The sequence below is a fragment of the Amycolatopsis sp. NPDC039088 genome (assembly GCF_055598845.1).
In genome coordinates this window covers 457956-478501 of record NZ_JBVKAE010000001.1, presented here as the reverse complement: position 1 = coordinate 478501, position 20546 = coordinate 457956, and the positions used below count along the sequence as shown (strand labels likewise).

Below are 20546 nucleotides of genomic sequence, written 5' to 3'. Positions count from 1 at the left end.
TCAGCGATGCCACATCCGGACCACCAAGAACAGTGCCGACCAGCAACTCTGCGACTTTGCCGGGGCCCTGACCGTCAAAGTAGGCAAGGAGGCCTTCATTACCACAAGAACACGTACACAGGAGCTACACCGGCCCCACGCCACGACACATTGCCTTACCCCTCAATAGAACGACCCAAATCACTCACAACCCTCTCGAGAAACCGTGCAAATCACCTAAATCGGGCGCTTTGGTCTCGAAAGGTGTCCCTTATGGACAGTCAAGAGCCGGGCCGAGCCTCTCGTGTCAGTCAACTCCACCACGACCCGGCCGAAACTTGCCAGCCAGTCCGGAGCCAGGCCGGGAAGGCTTCCGCTCTGGCTTGAAGACAGCGAGGAAGCCCTTCACAGGACAGCCGAGCTACGCCAGGTTTGACTTACCCCTCACTAAATGCGGCCGGGGTCAGCTGCGTTCGATCAGGTGGCCGACGACCTCGGGGCCGGGGTGCGCGTGGCCGGAGCCGTCGCGCCGGACGTCGATCTCGGGCAGTTCCACCGGGTCGCCGTTGCGGGCGGCACCGGCCGGGCGCGGGCCGATCCAGCCGACGGCCAGCCGCGTTTCGCCCTTCAGGAACCGCTGTGCCCGGACACCGCCGGTCGCGCGGCCCTTCGCCGGGTACTCGCTGAACGGTGTCACCTTCACGCTCAAGCCTGTCGCGGTGACGACCATCGGCTCGCCGTGCTCGGCGTCATCCGTACGGACGGCGCCGAAGAAGACCACTTCCGCCTCACCGCGCACGGCGATCCCGGCCATCCCGCCGCCCTTGAGGCCCTGCGGTCGCACCAGCGAAGCGGGGTAGCGCAGCAGCGACGCTTCGGATGACAAGAACGCCAGTGTCTCCTCGCCGTCGGTGAGCCAGGTGGCGCCGACGACCTCGTCACCGTCCTTCAGGCTGATCACGTCGAACTCGTCCGAGCGGACCGGCCATTCCGGCGAGCACACCTTCACCACGCCGAGTTTCGTACCGAGTGCGAGACCGGGGGAGCCGGCGGCCTGCTCGCCGAGCGGAGCCAGCCCGATGACGCGCTCACCCTTCTCCAGCGGCACGAGTTCCTTCGCGGCCATTCCGCCACGCAGGGACACGGTGCCCGCCTGCTCGGGCAGCACCGGCAGCGGCAGCACGTCGGTCTTGAACGCGCGGCCGCGGTTGGTCACCAGCAGCACCTGACCGCGTGCGGTCGAGTGCACGACGGCGGACACCGAGTCGTGTTTGACGCGGCCGTTGCGGCGCCGCACTTCCGACGCCTCCTCCGATTCCGCCGCCGTCCGCGCGACCAGCCCGGTGGCAGACAGGATCACCTGGCACGGGTCGTCGGCGACCTCCAGCGGACCCGACGGCTTCGACGCGGCGAGGACCTCCTTGAGATCGCCGTCGATCAGCGCGGTGCGGCGTTCGGTGGGGTGGTCCTTGGCGACCTTGGCCAGTTCGGCCGAGACGACCTTCTTCAGCACCGACTCGTCGTCGAGGATCTTCGACAGCTCGGCGATCTCCTCGCGCAGCTTGTCCTGCTCGGCCTCGAGTTCGATCCGGTCGTACTTCGTGAGCCGCCGCAGCGGGGTGTCCAGGATGTAGGTCGCCTGGATCTCCGAGAGCTTGAACCGCTTCATCAGGCCGTCCTTCGCGGCCGCGGCGTTCTCGCTTTCGCGGATCAGCTTGATCACCTTGTCGATGTTGAGCAAGGCGATCAGCAGACCGTCGACCAGGTGCAGGCGCTCTTCGCGCTTGCGGCGGCGGTAGCGCGTGCGGCGGGTGACGACCTCGTAGCGGTGGCTGAGGAAGACCTCCAGCAGCGCCTTGAGCCCCAGCGTCTGCGGCTGCCCGTCCACCAGCACCAGGTTGTTGATGCCGAAGGACTGCTCCAGCGGGGTCAGCCGGTACAGATCCGCCAGCAGCGCCTGCGGGTTCACGCCGACCTTGCACTCGATGACCAGCCGCGTGCCGTTCTCACGGTCGGTGAGGTCCTTGACGTCGGCGATGCCGGTGAGCCGCTTGGACTTGTTGACCTCGTCGGTGATCTTCTCGATCACCTTCTCCGGGCCGACGCCGTACGGCAGCTCGGTGACGGTGATCGCCTGGCGGCCGCGGCTGCCTTCCAGCGGTCCGGTCTCGGCGCTGGCGCGCATGCGCACCACACCGCGGCCGGTCTCGTAGGCGCGGCGGACCTCGTCCAGCCCCAGCAGCGAACCACCGGTGGGCAGGTCGGGGCCGGGGACGAACTCCATCAGCTTGTCGAGGGTGGCGTTCGGATGGTTGATCAGCCACCGCGCCGCGCCGATGACCTCGGTCAGGTTGTGCGGGATCATGTTGGTCGCCATCCCGACCGCGATCCCGGACGTGCCGTTGACCAGCAGGTTCGGGAAGGCGGCGGGCAGCACCGTCGGCTCGGCGAGCGAACCGTCGTAGTTGGGCCGGAAGTCGACGGTGTCCTCGCCGAGTTCGCCGACCAGCAGCATCGCTTCCGGGGACATTTTCGCTTCGGTATAACGCGAAGCGGCCGGCCCGTCGTCCGGGGAACCGAAGTTCCCGTGCCCGTCGATCAGCGGCACGTTGAGGGAGAAGTCCTGCGCCATGCGCACCATGGCGTCGTAGATCGCGGTATCACCGTGCGGGTGGTACTTGCCCATGCAGTTGTGGACGACGAAACCCTCGGCGACGAAGGCGTGTTCGTCGGTGCCCACCTGGATGTCGTAAGTCGTGTCCGGCTCGACCGGTTCGACGGACGTCACTTCGATGAAGGAGTACCCGGACAGTGCGCCAAGCCTGCCCGCCATCGGCGAACCGATCCGTCGCAGCTTCTCGATCCAGCCGTCCTGCTCGGCGCGAGAGAGCGGGAACGACCGATCCGCCAAGGCGAGCCCGTTCCGGTCCTTTCCGTAGCGCACCTTCGTGCCGCTCGCACCGGACAACGACGACCTGAACGCCTTCCCGGAGGTGTCGCGGTACCAGCCGCCACCCAGGTGGGCGTTGGAGAACTCGGCCATGACGGCCTGGTAGGGCAGACGGTCGTTGCCCTGCTTGCCGTGGTACTGGTACGAGATCTCGCCGATCCTGGACAAGGCGGTCTTCTTGTAGCCGATCCTGATCCACGGAAGCAGGAACCGAGCGAGCTCGTTCGCGTCCTGTCCGCTGAAGGACAGGCCCAATAGGGTCTTGTGGCCTTCCGGCTTCGGCGAGGACCAGTGATGGCCGTGGATACCGAGGTCGGCGAGGATCGAGTAAGTCTGCCGGATCAGCTTTTCGCTTGTGCTGACGAACACGATCTCCCGGCGATCCTTGCGCACATATCCGTCGCCGTCGAACAGGCCGGCGAGGAACGGCGCCCAAGCCGACCGATCGGCCAGGACTTCGAGCGGAATGTGCTTTTGATCGCTCAGGGGGGTGCCGACCGCCAGAAGGCCTTCGTGCCGGGCGAACGTGAGAACGTGCTGATCCCGGTACCCGGCCTGCTGAGCCGCGCGTGTTCCGCGGTGGACGGTCAGTCCGTTGGCGGTGGCCCAGTCGTGTACGGCGTCCAGAGGTTCGACGTCGCACATGTGGATCCGGACTCGTCCGTCGACGCTCCGGGCCCTGTCGACGGCGAAGCCTTCGGCCGCGATCAACCCGAGCAGGTACCCGTAAAGGTCCCCGCCGCCGGTGTGACGGGCGGCGCTGCGGCCGCTTCCGTATCCCACGGTGCGGCGGCCCGCGAGATCCCGCGCGTCGGTCCATTCGAGAGCCGAGTCGTCCGAGACCGTCCGGAAGCGCTGTCCCGGCGTGACCACCATCGTGTGCCCGTTCGACCAGGTGATGCGAACGAGTTCGGACACCGGGTTTTCGTAGACCGCCGTCACCGGGACGGCCTTACCCCCGCCGTCCAGTACGCGCTCTCCGACCTCGATGTCCTCGATCGGGCGCAGGCCGTCCGGAGTCGAGACCAACGCGCCACGAACGAAGCAGTCACCGACCACGCGGGACGACTTCACGTACGCGTGTGTCGGCCGGTAACCGTTCTCATGCATGGAGAAAAGGATCCGGCGGTGCACCGGCTTCAGCCCGTCCCGCGCGTCCGGGAGCGCCCGCGAGTGGATGACCGAGTAGGCGTACTCCAGGTACGAATCCTCGATCTCCGTCTTCAGCGAGTTGTCGAAGACGTTCGCGCCGGGCTTGTCGAACGCGGAGGGGTCGACCTTGGTGGTGGTGCCCTTACGGCGTGCCATTGCTCAAAGCTCCTTGACTAGCAACGAAATCAGGCGTCGATGGCTTCGCGGTCGACCCGGTCGGAGGATTCGACCAGCCAGTTGCGGCGAGGCTCGACCTTCTCGCCCATCAACAGTTCCAGCGCGTTCTCCGCGGCTTCGACGTCGTCGAGGGTGATGCGGCGGACCGAGCGGGTGGCCGGGTTCATCGTGGTGTCCCACAGTTCGTCGGCGTCCATCTCACCGAGACCCTTGAACCGGGGCACCGGCGTGACGATCTGCTTGCCCGCGCGTTCCAGCGCCGCGTACTTGGTCTCCATCTCCTTCTGGGAGAAGGTGAAGTGGGTTTCCGGGTTCCGGCCCTTGGTGACCAGTTTGTGCAGTGGCGGCATCGCGGCGTAGAGCCTGCCGTCCTCGATCACCGGCCGCATGTACTTGGCGAACAGGGTGATCAGCAGCGTCCGGATATGCGAACCGTCGACGTCCGCGTCGGCCATCAGGATCACCCGGCCGTAGCGCATGGTCGACAGGTCGAACGTGCGCCCACTGCCGGCGCCGAGCACCTGCACGATCGAGGCGATCTCGGCGTTCTTCAGCGTGTCACCGAGCGACGCCTTCTGGACGTTGAGGATCTTGCCCCGCAAGGGAAGCAGCGCCTGGTACTCCGACACGCGCGCCATCCGCGCCGAACCGAGCGCGCTGTCACCCTCGACGAGGAACAGTTCGCTGCGGGAGACGCCGGTGGTGCGGCAGTCGACCAGTTTCGGCGGCATGGCCGCGCCTTCGAGCGCGGTCTTGCGCCGGGCGGCGTCCTTCTGCTGCTTCTGGGTGAGCCGGACGCGTGACGCGTCGACCACCTTCTGCAGGACGACCTTGGCCTCGGATTTGGTCTTGCGCTCTTCGGTCCAGGCACGGATGTGCTTGTCGACGACGCCCTGGATGACCCGGGTGATCCCGGCGGTGGACAGCTCGTCCTTGGTCTGCGACGTGAACTGCGGCTCCGGCAGGCGGACGTGCACGACCGCCGTCATGCCTTCGAGCACGTCCTCGACGGTCGGCATGTCCTCCTTGGGCTTCAGCAGCCCGCGGGTTTTGGAAATGGCGTCCTGCAAGGCTTTCAGCACCGCGCGATCGAAACCGCGGCGATGTGTGCCGCCGTGCACGTTGCGGATGGTGTTGGTGAAGCACTCCACCGTCCGCTCGTAGCCGGTGCCCCAGCGGAGCGCGACCTCGATCTCCGCTTGACGCACCACATTGGACTGCATGACCCCGTTGGCGTCGGCCGCGTTCTCCTTGTACGTGCCTTCGCCGGTGATGAACAGCGTGCCGCAGACGGGTTTTTCGCCGGCGGGCGAAAGGAAGTCGACCATGTCGGAGAGGCCGTTGGGGAAGTGGAAGGTCTCTTCACTGATCGAGTCGTCGACAGCGGTGCGCAGTACGTAGGTGACGCCGGGGACCAGGAAGGCGGTGTTGCGCATCTTCGTGCGGACGCCTTCGACGTCGAGCGAGGAGCCCGTCTCGAAGTAGCGCGAGTCGTACCAGTACCGGATCGACGTGCCGCTGCGCTCGCCGCGCTTCATCTTCCCGGTGATGTTCAGCCCGGACTTGCGGGTGAACTTCGCCTTCGGGCCGGGCCCGTCGAACACGCCGGGGACGCCGTGCGCGAACGACATCTGGTGGACCTTGCCGTTCTGCTTCACGGTGACGTCGAAGCGGTGCGACAGCGCGTTCACCGCCGAAGCGCCGACGCCGTGCAGACCGCCGGAGGTCTTGTAGCCCGAGCCGCCGAACTTGCCGCCGGCGTGCAGCCTCGTCAGCACCAGCTCGACACCGGACAAACCGGATTTCGCGTGCGTGCCGGTGGGGATGCCCCGGCCGTCGTCGTCGACCTGGACACTGCCGTCGGCGTGCAGGGTGACCACGATCTTCGTGGCGTGACCCGCCACACCTTCGTCGGTCGAGTTGTCCACGACCTCGGAGAACAGGTGGTTGATACCGCGGCTGTCGGTGGAGCCGATGTACATCCCGGGGCGCTTGCGGACCGCTTCCAGACCCTCGAGATGCGTCAGGTCGTCGGCCCCGTACAGGGTCTCAGCAGTCACTGGGTCTTTCTCCTGGAGTCGTGGCTCGCGAACTTGCTCGTGGAGGTGGCGTTCAACGCGACACCGTACTGGAGGATATCCGGCGGCCCCGACAGTTCGTCTTCTCCAGCGCCCTCGGTGTGGCGAACACCTGTTCGTGGCCACGCCCTGTCATCCGATGTCGCCCTTTCGCGACCGTCCGTGAAGACCGTCGCTTTTACCCTGGTCCTGCTCCTGACACTCACCTGGTGAGGCGTTATGGTTTCCACTGTCACACTGCTGGGGGCGGCAGGGGGAATCGGGAAGTGGCCGTCGGAGTCGGTCCCACGCGCGCGTCGACCGCGCAGCGTGTGGTGAGTCTTTGGTATTTCGTGGTGGTCATCGCGTCACTCGGGCTGCTCGCGCCCTTGCCGTTCGTGCACGCGGCGATCCGGCTGCGCCGTCCGTTCGTGTTGCTGTACGTGCTGATCTACGGCCTGGCCTCCCTCGGTCTGATCTGGCTGCTCGAGACCGGGGGAACAGAGAGCGAAGTCGAGACGGGCATGGCCCTCTCGTGGTTCTTCGGCACGATCCTGTTGATCACCGTGTCCTGCGTCCACCTCGCCCTGCTGCGGAAGAAGATCCTCTACCCGCAGCGGACGGTCTGGGTCGAATCCGGCATGCACTGCGGGCTGTTCTCGATCGACATCGCCGGATTCGGCCAGGTCGGGCGCAGCAGCGACATCTTCGTCCAGGTGCGGCGGATGCTCTTCGGCCTGCTGGCCAACGCCTTCGAGGCCAGCGGGATCTCCTGGAACATGTGTCTCAAACGGGATACCGGCGACGGGATGATCGTCGTCGTCCCGCCGCATTTCCCGAAGTTCCGGCTGCTGCTCCCGCTGCTTTCGCAACTGGCGGCGGAGCTGGCCAAGTACAACGTGGTCACCGATCCGACGCTGCGGATCCGGGTGCGCGTGGCGATCCACGCCGGCGAGGTCACGCTCGACGAGTACGGCGTGACGGGGCGGCCGAAAGTGCTGCTCGCCAGGCTGCTCGATTCACAGGTGCTCCGGAAAGCGCTTGCGGAGGCGCCGGCCGAGTCGCCCGTGGTGGTGCTCGTGTCGGACCGGTTCCACGAGGACGTCCAGGACCAGGGCGGCCCCGGTCTCGACACGATGAGCTACCGGCAGGTGCTCGTCAACGAGAAGGAGACCGAGGTCCTCGCCTGGCTGCACGTCCCGACGCCGGTGATCAGAGGGCTGCCGTGAGGACCTCCAGCGCGCTGTGCTGACGGGCCGCGTCGATGCGGTCGACCGGACCGGCCCAGCGCAGGCCGTGCTGATCGAGTGAGGTGCGGTTGTTCGCGACCGTCGAATTCGCTTGGCGGGTCAGGTAAGCGCGGTACGGCCTGCCCGTGAGCGCCCGGTCCAGTTCGCCGAGGTTGCGGGCGTACGCGCCCTTGAACGACGGGCCGTCCGCGCCGCAGTCGCCGGACTCGCACGGGTCGCGCAGGATCCCGCCGGAATGCAGCGACGGTGCCGTGGTGGAGGCGTCGGCGAGCCGGCGGGCCCTCGTGAGCAGCGCGGCGTCACCGGTCGCACGGTTCAGCTCGACCAGCGCGCCGAGGACGATGCCCTGGTTGTAGCTCCACACGGCGTCACCGTTGTTGGCGCACGAGGAGTTCAGGCCGTCGTTGACGAGGCCGCTCCCGTTGACCATGCCGCTGTTCTCGAACCAGTCCCAGACCTCGCGTGCCCGCGCGAGCTGGACCGTGTCGCCGGGGAGGCGGTTGTGCAAGGACGCGGCGACCTTGACGTACAACTCGTTGGTGACCGCGTTCTTGTACGTCCGCGCCGTCGACCACCACAGACCGCCGCCGCAGGTGCCGTCGCGGTAGGAGTACATGTAGTTCGCCGCGATGACGGCGGTATCGAGGTAGCGGCGGTCCTTGGTCAGGTCGTAGGCCCGGATCCAGGTGAGCGCCCACCAACCGGTGTCGTCGATGTATTCGTTCGTGAAGTTGTTGCCCCGGTTGCGATCGAAGGTGTTCCCGATCGCGTAGCGGTAGTTCGGCGAGCCGGTGCGGAGGCTGTAGTCGAGGATCGCGGTGAGCGCGTTCGCGGAGTTCCACCAGCCCGTGGTCTGCCAGAGCCCGGTGCCGTTGTCGTAGAACTGCATCAACGCGGTGGCCGCCGCTTCGGTGCGGCCGCCCGCGGCGACGGTGGTGCGGAACCACGGCGTGCAGGCGATTTCCGGCCGGTTGCCCGCCTTCCCGCAGCCGCGGAGCGCGCCGAACCGGTGGGTGGCGGGGTCGTCGACGTTGAACATCAGCGTCCGCCAGCCGCGTTGGCCGTCGGGGATCTTCGTGTCGCCGATCCGGCTGTCACCGGTCCAGGTGCGCCCGCCGTCGAAGGAGCGGTCGAGCCACACTTCGTCACCGGGATCGCCGTTTTCGACGCTGCCCCAGCCCATGTCGTCGCCGTCGGAGAGGTGCAGGGTGAGGGCGCGGCCCCAGACCGTCGCCGTGCTGGGTCTTCTGTCGCCGACGGCGACCGCGGGATCGCGGCCGTCGCAGTACTTGGCGCAGATGGTCGCCGTGACAGACGGGGCCGGAGTGATGGGAGTGGCGGGGGAGAGTGCCAATGTCAACGTTGTCACAAGCAGGGAGGTGAGCCACATGGCTTCGAGTGTGAGCGCGCTCACCTCGATGTCCGACCAAGTCACTCGTTCAGCTCGCGCCGAAGGTCTGGACCAGTAGGGCGGTGGCCGGGAATATCTCTTCCGCGCGTAAAGTTGAACGCTCAAGCAACGATAACCCGGTGACAAGGGAGCAGGTCATGCAGTTCGGAATCTTCACGGTGGGCGATGTGACGACCGACCCGACCACCGGGGAGGCGCCCAGCGAGTACGAGCGCATCAAGGCGATGGTGCGGATCGCGCTCAAGGCCGAAGAGGTCGGCCTCGACGTGTTCGCCACCGGCGAGCACCACAACCCGCCCTTCGTGCCGTCCTCGCCGACGACGATGCTGGGCTACATCGCCGCGCGGACGTCGAAACTCGTTCTTTCCACGTCGACGACGCTGATCACCACGAACGACCCGGTGAAGATCGCCGAGGATTTCGCGATGCTGCAGCATCTCGCCGACGGACGGGTCGACCTGATGATGGGCCGCGGCAACACCGGACCGGTGTACCCGTGGTTCGGGCAGGACATCCGGCAGGGCATCCCGCTGGCCATCGAGAACTACCATTTGCTGCACCGGTTGTGGCGTGAGGACGTGGTCAGCTGGTCCGGCAAGTTCCGGACGCCGCTGCAGGAGTTCACCTCGACCCCGCGTCCGCTCGACGGCGTGCCGCCGTTCGTCTGGCACGGTTCGATCCGGAGCCCGGAGATCGCGGAGCAGGCCGCTTACTACGGCGACGGGTTCTTCGCGAACCACATCTTCTGGCCGAAAGAGCACTTCCAGGCGTTGATCGAGCTGTACCGCGAGCGGTACGAGCACTACGGGCACGGCAAGGCGGACCAGGCCATCGTCGGCCTCGGCGGCCAGGTGTTCCTGCGGCCGAAGTCGCAGGACGCGGTGCGGGAGTTCCGGCCGTACTTCGACAACGCGCCGGTGTACGGACACGGCCCGTCGCTGGAGGAGTTCACCGAGCAGACGCCGCTGACCGTGGGCAGCCCGCAAGAGGTGATCGACAAGACGCTGACCTTCCGCGAGCACTTCGGCGACTACCAGCGTCAGCTGTTCCTGATGGACCACGCCGGGCTGCCGTTGAAGACCGTCCTGGAGCAGCTCGACCTGCTGGGCGAGCACGTGATTCCGGTGCTGCGCAAGGAACTCGACTCCCTTCGTCCGGCTCATGTTCCCGAGGCGCCTACGCACGCTTCGCTTGTCGAGGCTTCTTCGGCGGTGACCGCATGACCACGATCGCTGTCGTGACGGCGGGGTTGAGCCAGCCGTCTTCGACGAGGCTGCTCGCGGACAAACTCGCCGCGGCGGTTTCTTCCGCGCTGCCGGACGTGAAGATCGAGGTGATCGAACTCCGGGACCTGGCCCTCGACGTCACGAAGAACATGCTGACCGGATTTCCCTCCCCGGCGCTGCGCGCGGCCATCGACACGGTGACCGCCGCGGACGGCCTGATCGCCGTCACGCCGGTGTTCACCGCGTCGTACAGCGGGCTGTTCAAATCGTTCTTCGACGTGCTGGACCCGAAGGCGCTCGACGGGAAGCCGGTGCTGATCGGCGCCACCGGCGGGACCGAACGGCACTCGCTGGTGCTCGACTTCGCGCTACGTCCGCTCTTCGCCTACCTACGCGCCGAGCCTGTCGCGACGGCGGTGTACGCGGCTTCGTCGGACTGGGCGTCTCCGGGCGATCTCGACGGGCGGGCTTCGCGGGCGGGACGGGAGTTCGCCTCCCGGCTGTCCTCGGAGGGGACGGCGGCGGCTCCGACCAGCGGGTTCGTGCCTTTCGAGCAGCTGCTGCGCGCGGGGGAGTGAGCAAGGGACCTTTGCTATCGCTTCCGCGAAACCGACAGCTCCTGCCGTTGCCCGGACCAGCGCGTTTCCCGTCCGACGGGCACAATCGGAGAAAGACGACGGCGAGGAGAAAACGGTGGGCATCGGAAAACCCGTGAAGCAGGTGCTGATCCTGGTCGCGGGCGGCATTCTCCTGCTGGTCGGCATCGCACTGCTCGTGCTGCCCGGACCGGGCCTGTTGCTCGTGCTCGCGGGGCTGCTCGTGCTGGCGTCGGAGTTCCCGGTGGTGGAGAAGTACGTCGATCCCATCCGGGACAGGGCGATGAAGGCGGCCGAGGACAGCGTTTCTTCGCCGCTGCGCATCGCCGGTTCGGTGCTGGCCGGGCTGTGCCTGCTGGCGGCGGGGGTCGTCTGGTGGCTGGTGCCCGGGCTGCCGCTCGGCGGCTGGAGCACCGGTTCGAGCCTGATCCTGTCCGGGCTCATCCTGTTCGCGCTGCTGATCTGGAGCTACAAGCGGGTGCACGACCGAAGGGCCGCGAAGACCGAATAACAGCCGGGTGGTCTGGTAGCGTGCGGCGCGTGGCCCCCGACTTTCAGCGCGCCCGGCGGCCTGAACAGGTGGAGGCCCGGCGCACGGCGATCCTCGGGGCGGCGCGCGAACTACTGGCCGAGCGGCCGGTTTCCCGGATCAGCCTGCGAGAACTGAGCGATCGCGTCGGCCTCGCGAAGTCGAACGTGCTGCGGTACTTCGACAGCCGCGAGGCGATCTTCCTGGAAGTCCTCGACGCGATCTGGGTCGCGTGGCTCGACGAGCTTGAAGGCGAGCTAGGCGCTCCTCGCGACGCGAAGCCTGGTTGGGAGCGCGAAGTGCGCGTCGCGACCGTCATAGCGACGTCGATCTCGCGGCAGCGGCTCCTGTGCGAGCTGATCAGCACGATGGCCGCCGTGCTCGAACGCAACATCTCCGTGGAGACCGCGCGGACGTTCAAGAGCCGGGCCGCCGAGCGGACCGAACGGCTCGCCGAGGTCGTCCGCGCCCAGGTCCCGTTGGACGCCGAGGCGGCCGGGCACTTCGCTAAGGCCGTCTTCATCCTCGTCGCGGGTATGTGGCCCTACGCGAACCCGGGCGAGGCCGTGGCGACGGTTCTGGCCGAACGGGGAGCACCCGCCGGCCGCGAGATGTTCGTCGACGGGCTGACCGAAGGGCTGGCCAATCAGCTGGTCGGCCTGGTCGTTCGTGCTGGTCAGAGCGTCGGGCGATAGCAAAGGTCCCTTGCTCCCTTCCTGCCCGCGCCGGAGCGGCCGGACCTGCCTAAGGTGAGCGCAACCCACTTGCACAAGGAGCGATCATGAGCCCAGGCGGCACCCTCACTCTCGGCGATCTCACCGTGAGCCGGATGGGCTACGGCGCCATGCGGCTGTCCGGCCCCGGCATCTGGGGGCCGCCGAGTGACCGCGAGACCGCGATCGCCGTCCTTCGCGAGGCTGTCGAGCTGGGCGTGACCCACATCGACACCAGCGACTTCTACGGTCCGCACACGGTCAACGAGCTGATCCGCGAGGCGCTGCACCCGTACCCGGAGAACCTGCACATCGTCACGAAGGTCGGGGCGAAGCGGACTCCGGACAAGGGCTGGCCTTCGGCGCTCTCGCGGGAGGAACTCACCTCCGCGGTCCACGACAACCTGCGCAACCTCGGCGTCGACGTGCTCGACGTCGTCAATCTGCGGCTCGCGGGTGAGCACGGAGTCTTCCCGATCCCGGTTTCGATCACGGAGCCTTTCGAGGTCCTCGCCGAGTTGCGACAGCAGGGCCTGATCCGGCACCTCGGCCTGAGCCACGTCTCGGCGGAGCAGGTCAAGGAAGCCCGCGCCGTCGCGCCGGTCGTCTGCGTGCAGAACGAGTACAACGTCGCGCAGCGTGCCAACGACGGGCTGCTCGACGCCCTCGCGGCCATCAGCGTCCCGTTCGTGCCGTACTTCCCGCTCGGCGGGTTCACCCCGCTGCAGTCCGGCGTGCTCGACGACTGCGCCCGCCGGGTGGACGCGACGCCGATGCAGGTCGCGCTCGCGTGGCTGCTCCAGCGGTCGCCGAACATCCTGGTGATCCCCGGGACGTCGTCGCTGTCGCACCTGCGCGAGAACATCGCCGCGGCGGAGCTGAAACTGCCCAAGGACGTCATCGCGGACCTCGACGCCCTGGCGTAGAAGTACATGAAGGCCCCCTTGCTCGCGCCTGGCGCAATGAAGGGGGCCTTCACGTACTTCAGAGGACATCCCGGCGCTGCAGCAGCCAGCCGCCGAGAACGGCGAAGGCCACCAGGTACCCGGCCACCACCAGCGTCGACTGGGGAACACTGACGAGTTCCCCGACCCCTGGCGTCGCACCCGAAGCGCCGAGCGACGCGGCCAGCGAACCCGCGTTGGCCCCGGGGAGGGCCAGCTGGAGCGTGCCGACCCAGTCCAGCAGCGGGGCCGCGACCCCGAACAGCAGGTTCTGGACCACGAGCAGCCACACCAGGCCGAGTCCGATCGGCAGCGCCACCCCGCGCATCGCGACGGCGAGGGCCGCGCCGAGTACCGCCCAGGTCATCGCGATCAGCCAGCCGGCGCCGATCCCGGTGATCAGCGAACCGAGCGTCGGCCAGTCCATCGGCTCGCCTTCGGAGGACGCGATGAGCGCGCTCGTGACCGCACCGGTCGCGAAACTCGTCAGCACGACGGTCAGCGTCGCGACGGCCAGTGCGAACAACTTCCCACTGTAGACGGTCAACCGCGAAGGACCCTGTGTCAGCACGGTCTTCCAGGTGCTCCAGCCGTATTCGGTGCCGACAGCCAGTACCCCGATCACGAGCAGGATCGCCCCGAGGAACACCGGAAGCCCGCCGATCGAGTTGCCGACCAGGTTCGACGGCATGGTCGAGGCCAGCCCGCGATCCGTACCGGGCGCCCCGCTCGACGAGCCCGCCGCGCCAGCCAGCGGCAGCAGGTAGGTGAACGTCAGCCCGAGCACGACCGCGATCCCCAGCATGAACCAGTTCGCCGGACGCCGGACGAGTTTCGCCAGCTCGGCGCTACAGCTACCCCACATGATCCGCCACCTCTCCGGTGAGCTCGAAGAAAACCTGTTCCAGATCCCGCTCGCGGACATGCAGTTCGCGCACCGCGATCCCTTCCGTCACGAGTTCGCGGTTCAGCCACGACGCGCGCTCCGGGGCGACGGTCAGATCGAGACCGGTCCCGCTCGCCCGCACGTTCTCGCCACCGATCCAGCGCTTCGCCAGCTCGGCGGCGCGGGTGATCTCGTCGACTTCGATGTGCAGCACCGTGCCACCGCGGAGTTCGGCGACCGTGTTCTCCGCGACCAGCCGCCCGTGCGAGACGACGCCGACGCGGTCGCAGATCTGCTGGACCTCGCCCAGCAGATGACTCGACAGCAGTACGGTGCACCCCTCCGCGCCGAGCCGCCGGATCAGCACGCGCATGTCGGCCATTCCGGCCGGGTCGAGTCCGTTGGTCGGCTCGTCGAGGATCAGCAGCCGCGGATCCTTCAGCAACGCCGCCGCGACCCCGAGCCGCTGCTTCATGCCGAGGGAGTACGTCGAATACCGGTCTTTGCCGCGATCGGCGAGATCGACCAGCGCGAGTACTTCGCCGACCCGGAGCGGATCCGTTCCGCTGTACCGGGCCAGCACCTTGAGATTGTCCGAACCGGACAGATACGGGTAGAAGCCGGGCGATTCGATCAGCGCGCCGACGCCGTCGAGGTCGCCGGGCGGCCGCCCGAACAGCCGCACGCCGCCGGACGTCGGCCGCACGAGGCCCAGCAACATCCGCAACGTCGTGGTCTTGCCGGCACCGTTCGGGCCGAGGAAGCCGTAGATCTCGCCGGGCAGCACGGTCAGGTTCATCCGGTCGACGGCGAGGTGTTCGCCGTACCGTTTCGTGAGTTCGTCTGTGTCCACGGGAATGGTCATGGTGACCAATGGTGTCCGCGGCGAGACCGCGCCACATCCGCTCACAGGCGACTCTCGGCGTACGTCGCCGGACGTAGCCGATGGCCGGAATCCTGTGATATCTGTCGAAAACACCGGTACCGGAGGAGCGGGTGACGATCTTAGGCTCGGCGGCGTGTCGAAAGTCCTCTTGATCCTCCATGTCCTCGCCGCCGTCATCGCGATCGGACCGGTCACGGTCGCGGCGAGCATGTTCCCGGCCGCCGCCCGCCGCGCCTTCGCCGAACCGGGTTCCGGTCTCTCCGTGCTGCGCGCGCTGCACCGGATCTGCCGGGTCTACGCCGTCGTCGGTCTCGCCGTGCCGTTCTTCGGGCTGGCGACGGCGGGCAGCATGCGGGTCTTCGGCGACGCGTGGGTCCTCGTGTCGATCGTCCTCACCGCCGCGGCCGCCGGTGTCCTGGCAGCGCTGGTGCTGCCGGGGCAAAAGGCGATCCTCGCGGCGCTGGACGCCGAGCCGCCGTCGGAGCCGCTGACGGCCGGGCGCGTGGCGATGTACACCGGGATGTTCAATCTGCTCTGGGCCGTGGTGACGGTGCTGATGATCGTGCGGCCGGGGTCGACCACCGGCGCCTGAGAAAGTCCGTGAAGGCCTCCTTCCCTACTTTGAGGGTAGGGAAGGAGGCCTTCACGGACTGGTCGGATTACGCCCTGAGCAACTGGTTGAAGAACGACCGGTAGCGGCGGAGCGCGATCCGGAGGTCCTCGGTGGCCGGTTCACCCTGGCTCCACGCGGATTCCAGTTCCTTCTTGTGGTCGGCGAACGTGGTCGCCAGATTCTGGATCACGACGGCGACCAGTTCGTCGGCTTCCTTGACGGCCCGCTGCGGATCGTCCACGAAGGCCGTCTGGATGCCCTGCCAGCTTTCCCGGAACCGTGTCACGTCGGAGTCGTCGAAAAGGGTGTGCTCACCGTCCTCAGTGGACTCTTCGGTGGTGGCGGACTCCGTGGTGGAGTCGGGTTCGGCCGCCACCAGGTCCTCGGTGCTCAAGGTATGCCCGGAGCCGCGGCCTTCGGTGTCCGCGGCGGTTCGGTCGAAACCGTCAGCGGTCCGATCCTCGTCGAGCCGATCCTCCGTCCGCGGTTCCGTTCCCTCGGTTCCCAGAGGCCTGCTTTCCATGACTTTCCGCTCCTTCGTCACCGTCGGTCAACAGATCTTCGAACACCACGCGATAGTGCTTCATCGCTTCACGCATGTCCTCTGTGGACATTTCGGAGTCCCGATGGTGCTCCAGCGTGTCGTGCCCGGCGCGGTAGTGCCGCAACGTGTTCGCGTGCCGGACGGACAGATCCGCGAGCTGCTGGTCGTACCCTTCGGTCGGGTAGCCGCGCTCGGCCATCAGTGAGACCAATACCCGGTCCGCTTCGACGACGGCGCCGGATGGGCGATCGACGAACTGTTCCTGGATCAGCGCCCATTCCTGGGCGTAATGGTCCTTTGTGGTCGCCGGCAGGGGACGGATGTCGAGATCCGAATGGCGTTTCATCCGCGACGAAAGATCGCGTTCCGCTTCCCGTGGGCTCTCGTGTTCCTTGACGGCCCGGTCGTACTCGGGCCCGAACGTCTCTCGCAATCGCCGCTTGCGTTGCCCCGCGATGACGAGCCAGGCGACCGCTCCCACCACCAGGATCGCGGCGATGACGATGATGATGACCAACCACGTTGGCATCGTTATCTCCTCCGGATATTTGCCGGTAAATCCCCCGACAGACCGTGGATGCCCCCGGCTTTGTGCGCGGAAACCCTTGTGTCACAAGAATTTTTGGATCTTAGGCCGGATGGCGCAGTGGAGTTCGTCGCGAATCGGCGTGGCGGTGGACCGAGTAGGGCCATCCGGAGCAAGTCGTGAGGTCCGCTAACGAAGCGTCCCTCTTTTGGATGCCGAGGATGACTCAGTGTAGGTAAACACTCCCGATCACTGCTCCGTTGTGGCACTATTGCCCCATTCGCGGGAAGAGGGCCTGCGAATGGAGGGGACCCGAGGCGATGGGGTCGCCCGGCACGACAAAATAATGATCATCAGGGGAGGAGATCGTCATATGTCGACGCCTACGGACGTCAAGGATCCCATCGGGGAGGAGGAGCCGGTCGACCCGGCTCTGGCCAAGTCCGACCTGCCGCAACACGAACACAGCCCGGATTGCGAGCACTATCGCGACCGGCTGCTGGAGTGCTCGGGTGGCTGCATCCAGACGCCGCCTCCGACGTCCTGACCGGGTGAGCTGAAGGTTTCGGTCCGCCCGCCGAGGTGATCCTCGACGGGCGGACGACTTTCGGCTACGGACTGTGCTGTCATAGATCAGTGCCTGTAACGGAACTCGGGGTGGCGGAAGCCATCCGTAAAGCGCGCGACCTGCAGCGGGCCGGGGTCGACGCGGTCTGCTCGGCGCGGCCACGGGAGGGTTTGAAGCTCCTCCACCGGGGCATGTCGGTCCTCGACGCCGTGGAACGCAGCGTCCACGGCGACCGATCCGAGTGGCTGGCCGCTCGGATCCGCCTCACGAATTCCCTTGTCGCACTCGGCACGGAAACCGGCGGCGAGGTCGCGGTCGGGCTGGCCGAACTGGATGAGGTCCGGTCGCTTCTGGCCGAAGTCGGCGATCAAAGACTGCGTGCCGAGCTGAGCGGTGCCATCGACCACAACTACGGGCTCCTGCTCATGGCTGTCGGCCGGAACGAGGACGGCATCGCCTATTTCGATTCTTCGATCCAGCACAAGGAATTCGTTCTTTCCGCGGCGGAGGATCCCGTTCCCGTACTCCATCCGTATCTGGGCACGATGATCACGCGCGGACTGGCGTATACCCGGCTGGGTGATGTTCGCAGGGCGCGCGAAGATCTGTCTCGTGCGATGGACCTCGCGGAGAAGTACGAGCTGCGCTTGCAAGCGGCCGATGTCCGGCGACCGCTCGGCTCGCTCGAGCTGAGGATCGGGAATGTGCCCGCCGCCCTTCGGCTCTACGAGGAAAGCGAACGGATCTACCGGGCCCTTGAAGTCGAGGTTCATCCGATCCTGCGACTCGAGCAAGGAAAAGCGCTGCTCGCGGCGGGACTCGCCGACGAGGCGGGCGGGCATCTGGACGACGTGCTGGAAAAGATGCGCGAGCAGACCAGTACCACCCGGGATCTGGCCGACGTGGAGTTGTACCGGGCGTCCGCCGCGTTGATGAGCGACGATCTCGAACTCGCCCGCGGCCATGCCACTTCCGCGCGACGCAGGATGCTCCGCTGGGGTTGCCAGACCTGCGTCGCCAACGCGACCATCGTCGGTCTTCGGGCCGACGTGCGGGATGCCTTGCGCACCAACGAAATCCCGCTCACCCTGACCGCCCGTGCGCTGCGCGCGGCGAACCGGATGCCGATGCCGCGGCTCGCCGATCAGGCCGCGCTCGCACGCATGCTGGCCGTCCGGGTCGAGCTGCGGAAGGGGAAGCGTAAACGCGCCGCCGAGCTGCTGTCGCGGATTCCGCGGCCAGGGCGGTTGACTTCCGTCGATTATCGGATGTTGCGCCGCCTCTGCCGCGCGGAACTCGCGGTCGCCGAGGGGGACAAGACCAAGGCACTGGCCGAGATCCGCGCCGGGCTGACCGAACTCGACCGGGTCCGTGACCGCATGGGCGGCCTCGAATTGGTGTCCGGGACGGCGTTGCACGGCCAGGAGCTGGCAGATCTGGCGATCAAGATCGTGCTGGAACGCGCCGACGCGGCCCGGCTGTTCGCCTGGACGGAGCGGACGCGCGCGCAAAGCTACCGGTATGAACCTGTCGCGGCGACCGATCCGGATCTCGCCGAGCGGGTCGGGGAGGTCCGTGGTCTGGATCAGGCGATCCACCAGGCGCAGCACGACGGGCACCCCACGGTGGCCTTGCGCGCGAAACACGCCGAGCGGTTGCGTGAGGCGCATCGGCTCGGGTGGCACACCGGACGCTGGGGCAGGCCGAGGCCGATCGCGCGGCTCGCCGAGGTCGCCGGCGAACTCGGCGAACGCGCGCTGGTGAGTTTCGCCTACTCCGGAGACGACCTGGTGGCGGTGGTCGTCGCGGGCGGACGGTGCGAACTGGTGCGGCTCGGTTCGGCGGCGCTGGCGGCGGAATCCGCGCGGATGCTGAACGTCGACCTCGACGCGCTCGCGCCGGATCAGTTGCCGGCGCCACTGGTGCGGTCGGTGCTCGGGTCGGCGCGAAAGCAGGCCGATCGGCTCGACGTGCAGCTGATCCGGCCGCTGGCCGGGTTGCTCGGGGACCGCGGTCTGGTCGTCGTGCCGACCGGACCGCTGTACGCCGTCCCGTGGGGGGTGCTGCCGTCACTGCGGTCGCGGCCGATCGTCGTCGCCCCCTCGGCGACGGCGTGGCTGGGGGCGGAGCGTTCGACGGCGACACCCGCGCGGAAGGTCGTCCTCGTCCGGGGACCCGGGTTGGTCGGAAACAGGGGTGAGCTGGACAAACTCGCGACGCATTATCGGACCGCGCGTACGTTGGCCGGCGCCGACGCGACGGTGAAGTCGGTTCTGCGCGCGCTGGACGGCGCGAAGCTCGCGCACATCGCCGCGCACGGCGCGCACGAGCCCGAGAACGCCTTGTTCTCCCGGCTGGAAATGGCCGACGGCGCGCTCTTCGCGCACGAGATGGCGGGACTCGCGCAGCCGCCGTCGCAGGTGGTCTTCGCGGCGTGCGAACTCGCGCTGAACCGGATCCGGCCCGGCGACGAAGTCCTCGGTTTCGCCAGCGCGCTGCTCGCGAGCGGTTCGCGGACGGTGATCGCGCCGTTGAGCCGAGTCGGTGACGAGGCCGCCGCGGCGGCGATGGACGACTACCACCGCGGGCTCGCCGAAGGTGCCGGACCGGCGACCGCGCTCGCGGACACCATCGCGGTTGACCCGTTCCGGCGACCGTTCGTCTGTTTGGGTGCGGGCTGAACGCCCGGCTTGACAACCTCTGTTCGATCTTCACGGGTCGAAGTGGCCGGTTGGTTACTCTTGACCAAGTCGTCTGAACCAATTATGGTCTAGACCACATTCGCCCGCTCGGCGCTTCGGCGGATGTGGTCCCAACCGTCCTTGGTTTTCGCTCGCTGTGGCCCCAGAACCTCTGTTCGAAGACGGTTCTGCCACCGGGTCAGCGGTGGGTGTCGAAAGGGGTAAGCATGAGCTTCAAACGAAGGCTTCTGACCCTGGCGGCAGGTGCGGCGATGGTGCCTGCCGCGCTGGTCGCGATCCCGGCGGGAACAGCCAGTGCCCACGGCTACGTTTCCTCACCCGCGAGCAGGCAGGCGCAATGCGCGCAGGGCACCGTTTCCTGTGGTGACATCAAATGGGAACCGCAAAGTGTCGAGGGTCCCAAGGGGCTCATGAGCTGTAACGGCGGTGTCGGCCGGTTCGCGGATCTCAACAACGACAGCAAAGGCTGGAAGGTGCATTCCCTCGGCCGAACCACCTCGTTCCGGTGGACGCTGACGGCTCGCCACCGCACCAGCACCTGGGAGTACTTCGTCGACGGCGCCAAGGTCGCGACCATCAACGACAACGGCGCGCAGCCGGGCGCCACGGTCACGCACAGTGTGAACCTGCAGCAGAGCGGGCGGCACAAGATCCTCGCCCGCTGGAACGTCTACGACACGGCGAACGCGTTTTACGCCTGTATCGACGCCAACATCAGTTAAGAGCAGGTCTCGGGGGGGGGGGGGTGGGGGGGGGAAACCAAAAAGCCCTCCGAACAACCCCACCCCCCCCCCCCCCCAACTCCCCCCCCCGAAAGAGCGCAGAGGAATCCGTTCC

At 67.3% G+C, this 20546-nt stretch carries 17 protein-coding genes; 10 read left to right on the top strand and 7 right to left on the bottom strand.

Going from position 1 to position 20546, the window contains the following annotated elements; genetic code table 11:
* Nucleotides 1-442 precede the first annotated feature (442 nt).
* Nucleotides 443-4237, bottom strand: a complete 3795-nt coding sequence (locus ACZ7KI_RS01970; RefSeq protein ID WP_470271382.1) for a DNA topoisomerase (ATP-hydrolyzing) — start codon at nt 4235-4237, stop codon at nt 443-445.
* A gap of 29 nt (nt 4238-4266) precedes the next feature.
* Entirely contained in the window at nt 4267-6318 is a 2052-nt protein-coding gene (locus tag ACZ7KI_RS01965) for a DNA gyrase/topoisomerase IV subunit B (RefSeq protein WP_470271381.1), read from the bottom strand.
* A gap of 284 nt (nt 6319-6602) precedes the next feature.
* On the opposite strand from ACZ7KI_RS01965, the gene ACZ7KI_RS01960 reads away from it, so the two are divergent.
* A complete protein-coding gene (locus ACZ7KI_RS01960) occupies nt 6603-7544 on the top strand; it encodes a hypothetical protein (RefSeq protein ID WP_470271380.1) in 942 nt (313 codons plus the stop codon).
* Here the strand turns inward: ACZ7KI_RS01960 and ACZ7KI_RS01955 are convergent.
* Nucleotides 7528-8955, bottom strand: coding sequence for a glycoside hydrolase family 76 protein (locus tag ACZ7KI_RS01955; RefSeq protein WP_470271443.1), 1428 nt, complete (start codon nt 8953-8955; stop codon nt 7528-7530). The two genes, ACZ7KI_RS01960 and ACZ7KI_RS01955, sit on opposite strands and share 17 nt — an antisense overlap.
* 158 nt (nt 8956-9113) lie before the next feature.
* Between ACZ7KI_RS01955 and ACZ7KI_RS01950 the strand changes: the two genes are divergently transcribed.
* From ACZ7KI_RS01950 to ACZ7KI_RS01930, 5 genes are all read left to right on the top strand, one after another.
* The gene (locus tag ACZ7KI_RS01950) at nt 9114-10199 is read left to right on the top strand and encodes an LLM class flavin-dependent oxidoreductase (protein WP_470271379.1); all 1086 of its coding nucleotides are present in this window, start codon (nt 9114-9116) and stop codon (nt 10197-10199) included.
* On the top strand, nt 10196-10780 hold the full coding sequence (locus ACZ7KI_RS01945; RefSeq protein ID WP_470271378.1) for an FMN reductase: 585 nt from the start codon (nt 10196-10198) through the stop codon (nt 10778-10780). Before ACZ7KI_RS01950 ends, ACZ7KI_RS01945 begins: the two co-directional genes overlap by 4 nt.
* 115 nt (nt 10781-10895) lie before the next feature.
* A complete protein-coding gene (locus ACZ7KI_RS01940; RefSeq protein ID WP_465503037.1) occupies nt 10896-11309 on the top strand; it encodes a PGPGW domain-containing protein in 414 nt (137 codons plus the stop codon).
* A gap of 20 nt (nt 11310-11329) precedes the next feature.
* Nucleotides 11330-12022 carry a TetR/AcrR family transcriptional regulator gene (locus ACZ7KI_RS01935; protein ID WP_470271377.1) on the top strand — a complete coding sequence of 231 codons (693 nt, stop codon included), beginning with the start codon at nt 11330-11332 and terminating at the stop codon, nt 12020-12022.
* A gap of 86 nt (nt 12023-12108) precedes the next feature.
* A complete protein-coding gene (locus ACZ7KI_RS01930; protein WP_470271376.1) occupies nt 12109-12966 on the top strand; it encodes an oxidoreductase in 858 nt (285 codons plus the stop codon).
* A 58-nt stretch (nt 12967-13024) separates the two neighbouring features.
* Here ACZ7KI_RS01930 and ACZ7KI_RS01925 read toward each other — a convergent pair whose 3' ends face one another.
* Both ACZ7KI_RS01925 and ACZ7KI_RS01920 read right to left on the bottom strand, forming a co-directional pair.
* Complete coding sequence (locus ACZ7KI_RS01925; RefSeq protein WP_470271375.1) at nt 13025-13849, bottom strand: ABC transporter permease; 825 nt, start codon at nt 13847-13849, stop codon at nt 13025-13027.
* Nucleotides 13839-14735, bottom strand: a complete 897-nt coding sequence (locus tag ACZ7KI_RS01920; RefSeq protein WP_470271374.1) for an ABC transporter ATP-binding protein — start codon at nt 14733-14735, stop codon at nt 13839-13841. The genes ACZ7KI_RS01925 and ACZ7KI_RS01920 overlap by 11 nt, the downstream gene beginning before the upstream one ends.
* A 154-nt stretch (nt 14736-14889) precedes the next feature.
* On the opposite strand from ACZ7KI_RS01920, the gene ACZ7KI_RS01915 reads away from it, so the two are divergent.
* A complete protein-coding gene (locus tag ACZ7KI_RS01915; RefSeq protein ID WP_470271373.1) occupies nt 14890-15348 on the top strand; it encodes a hypothetical protein in 459 nt (152 codons plus the stop codon).
* A 67-nt stretch (nt 15349-15415) separates the two neighbouring features.
* On the opposite strand, the gene ACZ7KI_RS01910 is transcribed toward ACZ7KI_RS01915, so the two are convergent.
* Together ACZ7KI_RS01910 and ACZ7KI_RS01905 are read right to left on the bottom strand one after the other, a co-directional pair.
* Nucleotides 15416-15763 carry a hypothetical protein gene (locus tag ACZ7KI_RS01910; protein WP_470271372.1) on the bottom strand — a complete coding sequence of 116 codons (348 nt, stop codon included), beginning with the start codon at nt 15761-15763 and terminating at the stop codon, nt 15416-15418.
* A gap of 52 nt (nt 15764-15815) precedes the next feature.
* Nucleotides 15816-16442, bottom strand: a complete 627-nt coding sequence (locus ACZ7KI_RS01905; protein WP_470271371.1) for a hypothetical protein — start codon at nt 16440-16442, stop codon at nt 15816-15818.
* Between the two features lie 370 nt (nt 16443-16812).
* Between ACZ7KI_RS01905 and ACZ7KI_RS01900 the strand changes: the two genes are divergently transcribed.
* The 3 genes from ACZ7KI_RS01900 (at nt 16813) to ACZ7KI_RS01890 (ending at nt 20431) form a co-directional block, all read left to right on the top strand.
* Nucleotides 16813-16986, top strand: a complete 174-nt coding sequence (locus ACZ7KI_RS01900; RefSeq protein ID WP_470271370.1) for a hypothetical protein — start codon at nt 16813-16815, stop codon at nt 16984-16986.
* An 89-nt stretch (nt 16987-17075) separates the two neighbouring features.
* On the top strand, nt 17076-19688 hold the full coding sequence (locus ACZ7KI_RS01895) for a CHAT domain-containing protein (RefSeq protein ID WP_470271369.1): 2613 nt from the start codon (nt 17076-17078) through the stop codon (nt 19686-19688).
* Nucleotides 19689-19915: 227 nt separating this feature from the next.
* Nucleotides 19916-20431, top strand: coding sequence for a lytic polysaccharide monooxygenase auxiliary activity family 9 protein (locus ACZ7KI_RS01890; RefSeq protein ID WP_470271368.1), 516 nt, complete (start codon nt 19916-19918; stop codon nt 20429-20431).
* Nucleotides 20432-20546: the final 115 nt, after the last annotated feature.

Bases quoted from the DNA above. Each gene is read 5' to 3' on its own strand.
- ACZ7KI_RS01950 (WP_470271379.1), top strand. From the start codon at position 9,114: ATGCAGTTCGGAATCTTCACGGTGGGCGATGTGACGACCGACCCGACC.
- ACZ7KI_RS01970 (WP_470271382.1), bottom strand. From the start codon at position 4,237: ATGGCACGCCGTAAGGGCACCACCACCAAGGTCGACCCCTCCGCGTTC.
- ACZ7KI_RS01945 (WP_470271378.1), top strand. From the start codon at position 10,196: ATGACCACGATCGCTGTCGTGACGGCGGGGTTGAGCCAGCCGTCTTCG.
- ACZ7KI_RS01905 (WP_470271371.1), bottom strand. From the start codon at position 16,442: ATGCCAACGTGGTTGGTCATCATCATCGTCATCGCCGCGATCCTGGTG.
- ACZ7KI_RS01955 (WP_470271443.1), bottom strand. From the start codon at position 8,955: ATGTGGCTCACCTCCCTGCTTGTGACAACGTTGACATTGGCACTCTCC.
- ACZ7KI_RS01900 (WP_470271370.1), top strand. From the start codon at position 16,813: ATGTCGACGCCTACGGACGTCAAGGATCCCATCGGGGAGGAGGAGCCG.
- ACZ7KI_RS01920 (WP_470271374.1), bottom strand. From the start codon at position 14,735: ATGACCATTCCCGTGGACACAGACGAACTCACGAAACGGTACGGCGAA.
- ACZ7KI_RS01930 (WP_470271376.1), top strand. From the start codon at position 12,109: ATGAGCCCAGGCGGCACCCTCACTCTCGGCGATCTCACCGTGAGCCGG.
- ACZ7KI_RS01890 (WP_470271368.1), top strand. From the start codon at position 19,916: ATGAGCTTCAAACGAAGGCTTCTGACCCTGGCGGCAGGTGCGGCGATG.
- ACZ7KI_RS01925 (WP_470271375.1), bottom strand. From the start codon at position 13,849: ATGTGGGGTAGCTGTAGCGCCGAGCTGGCGAAACTCGTCCGGCGTCCG.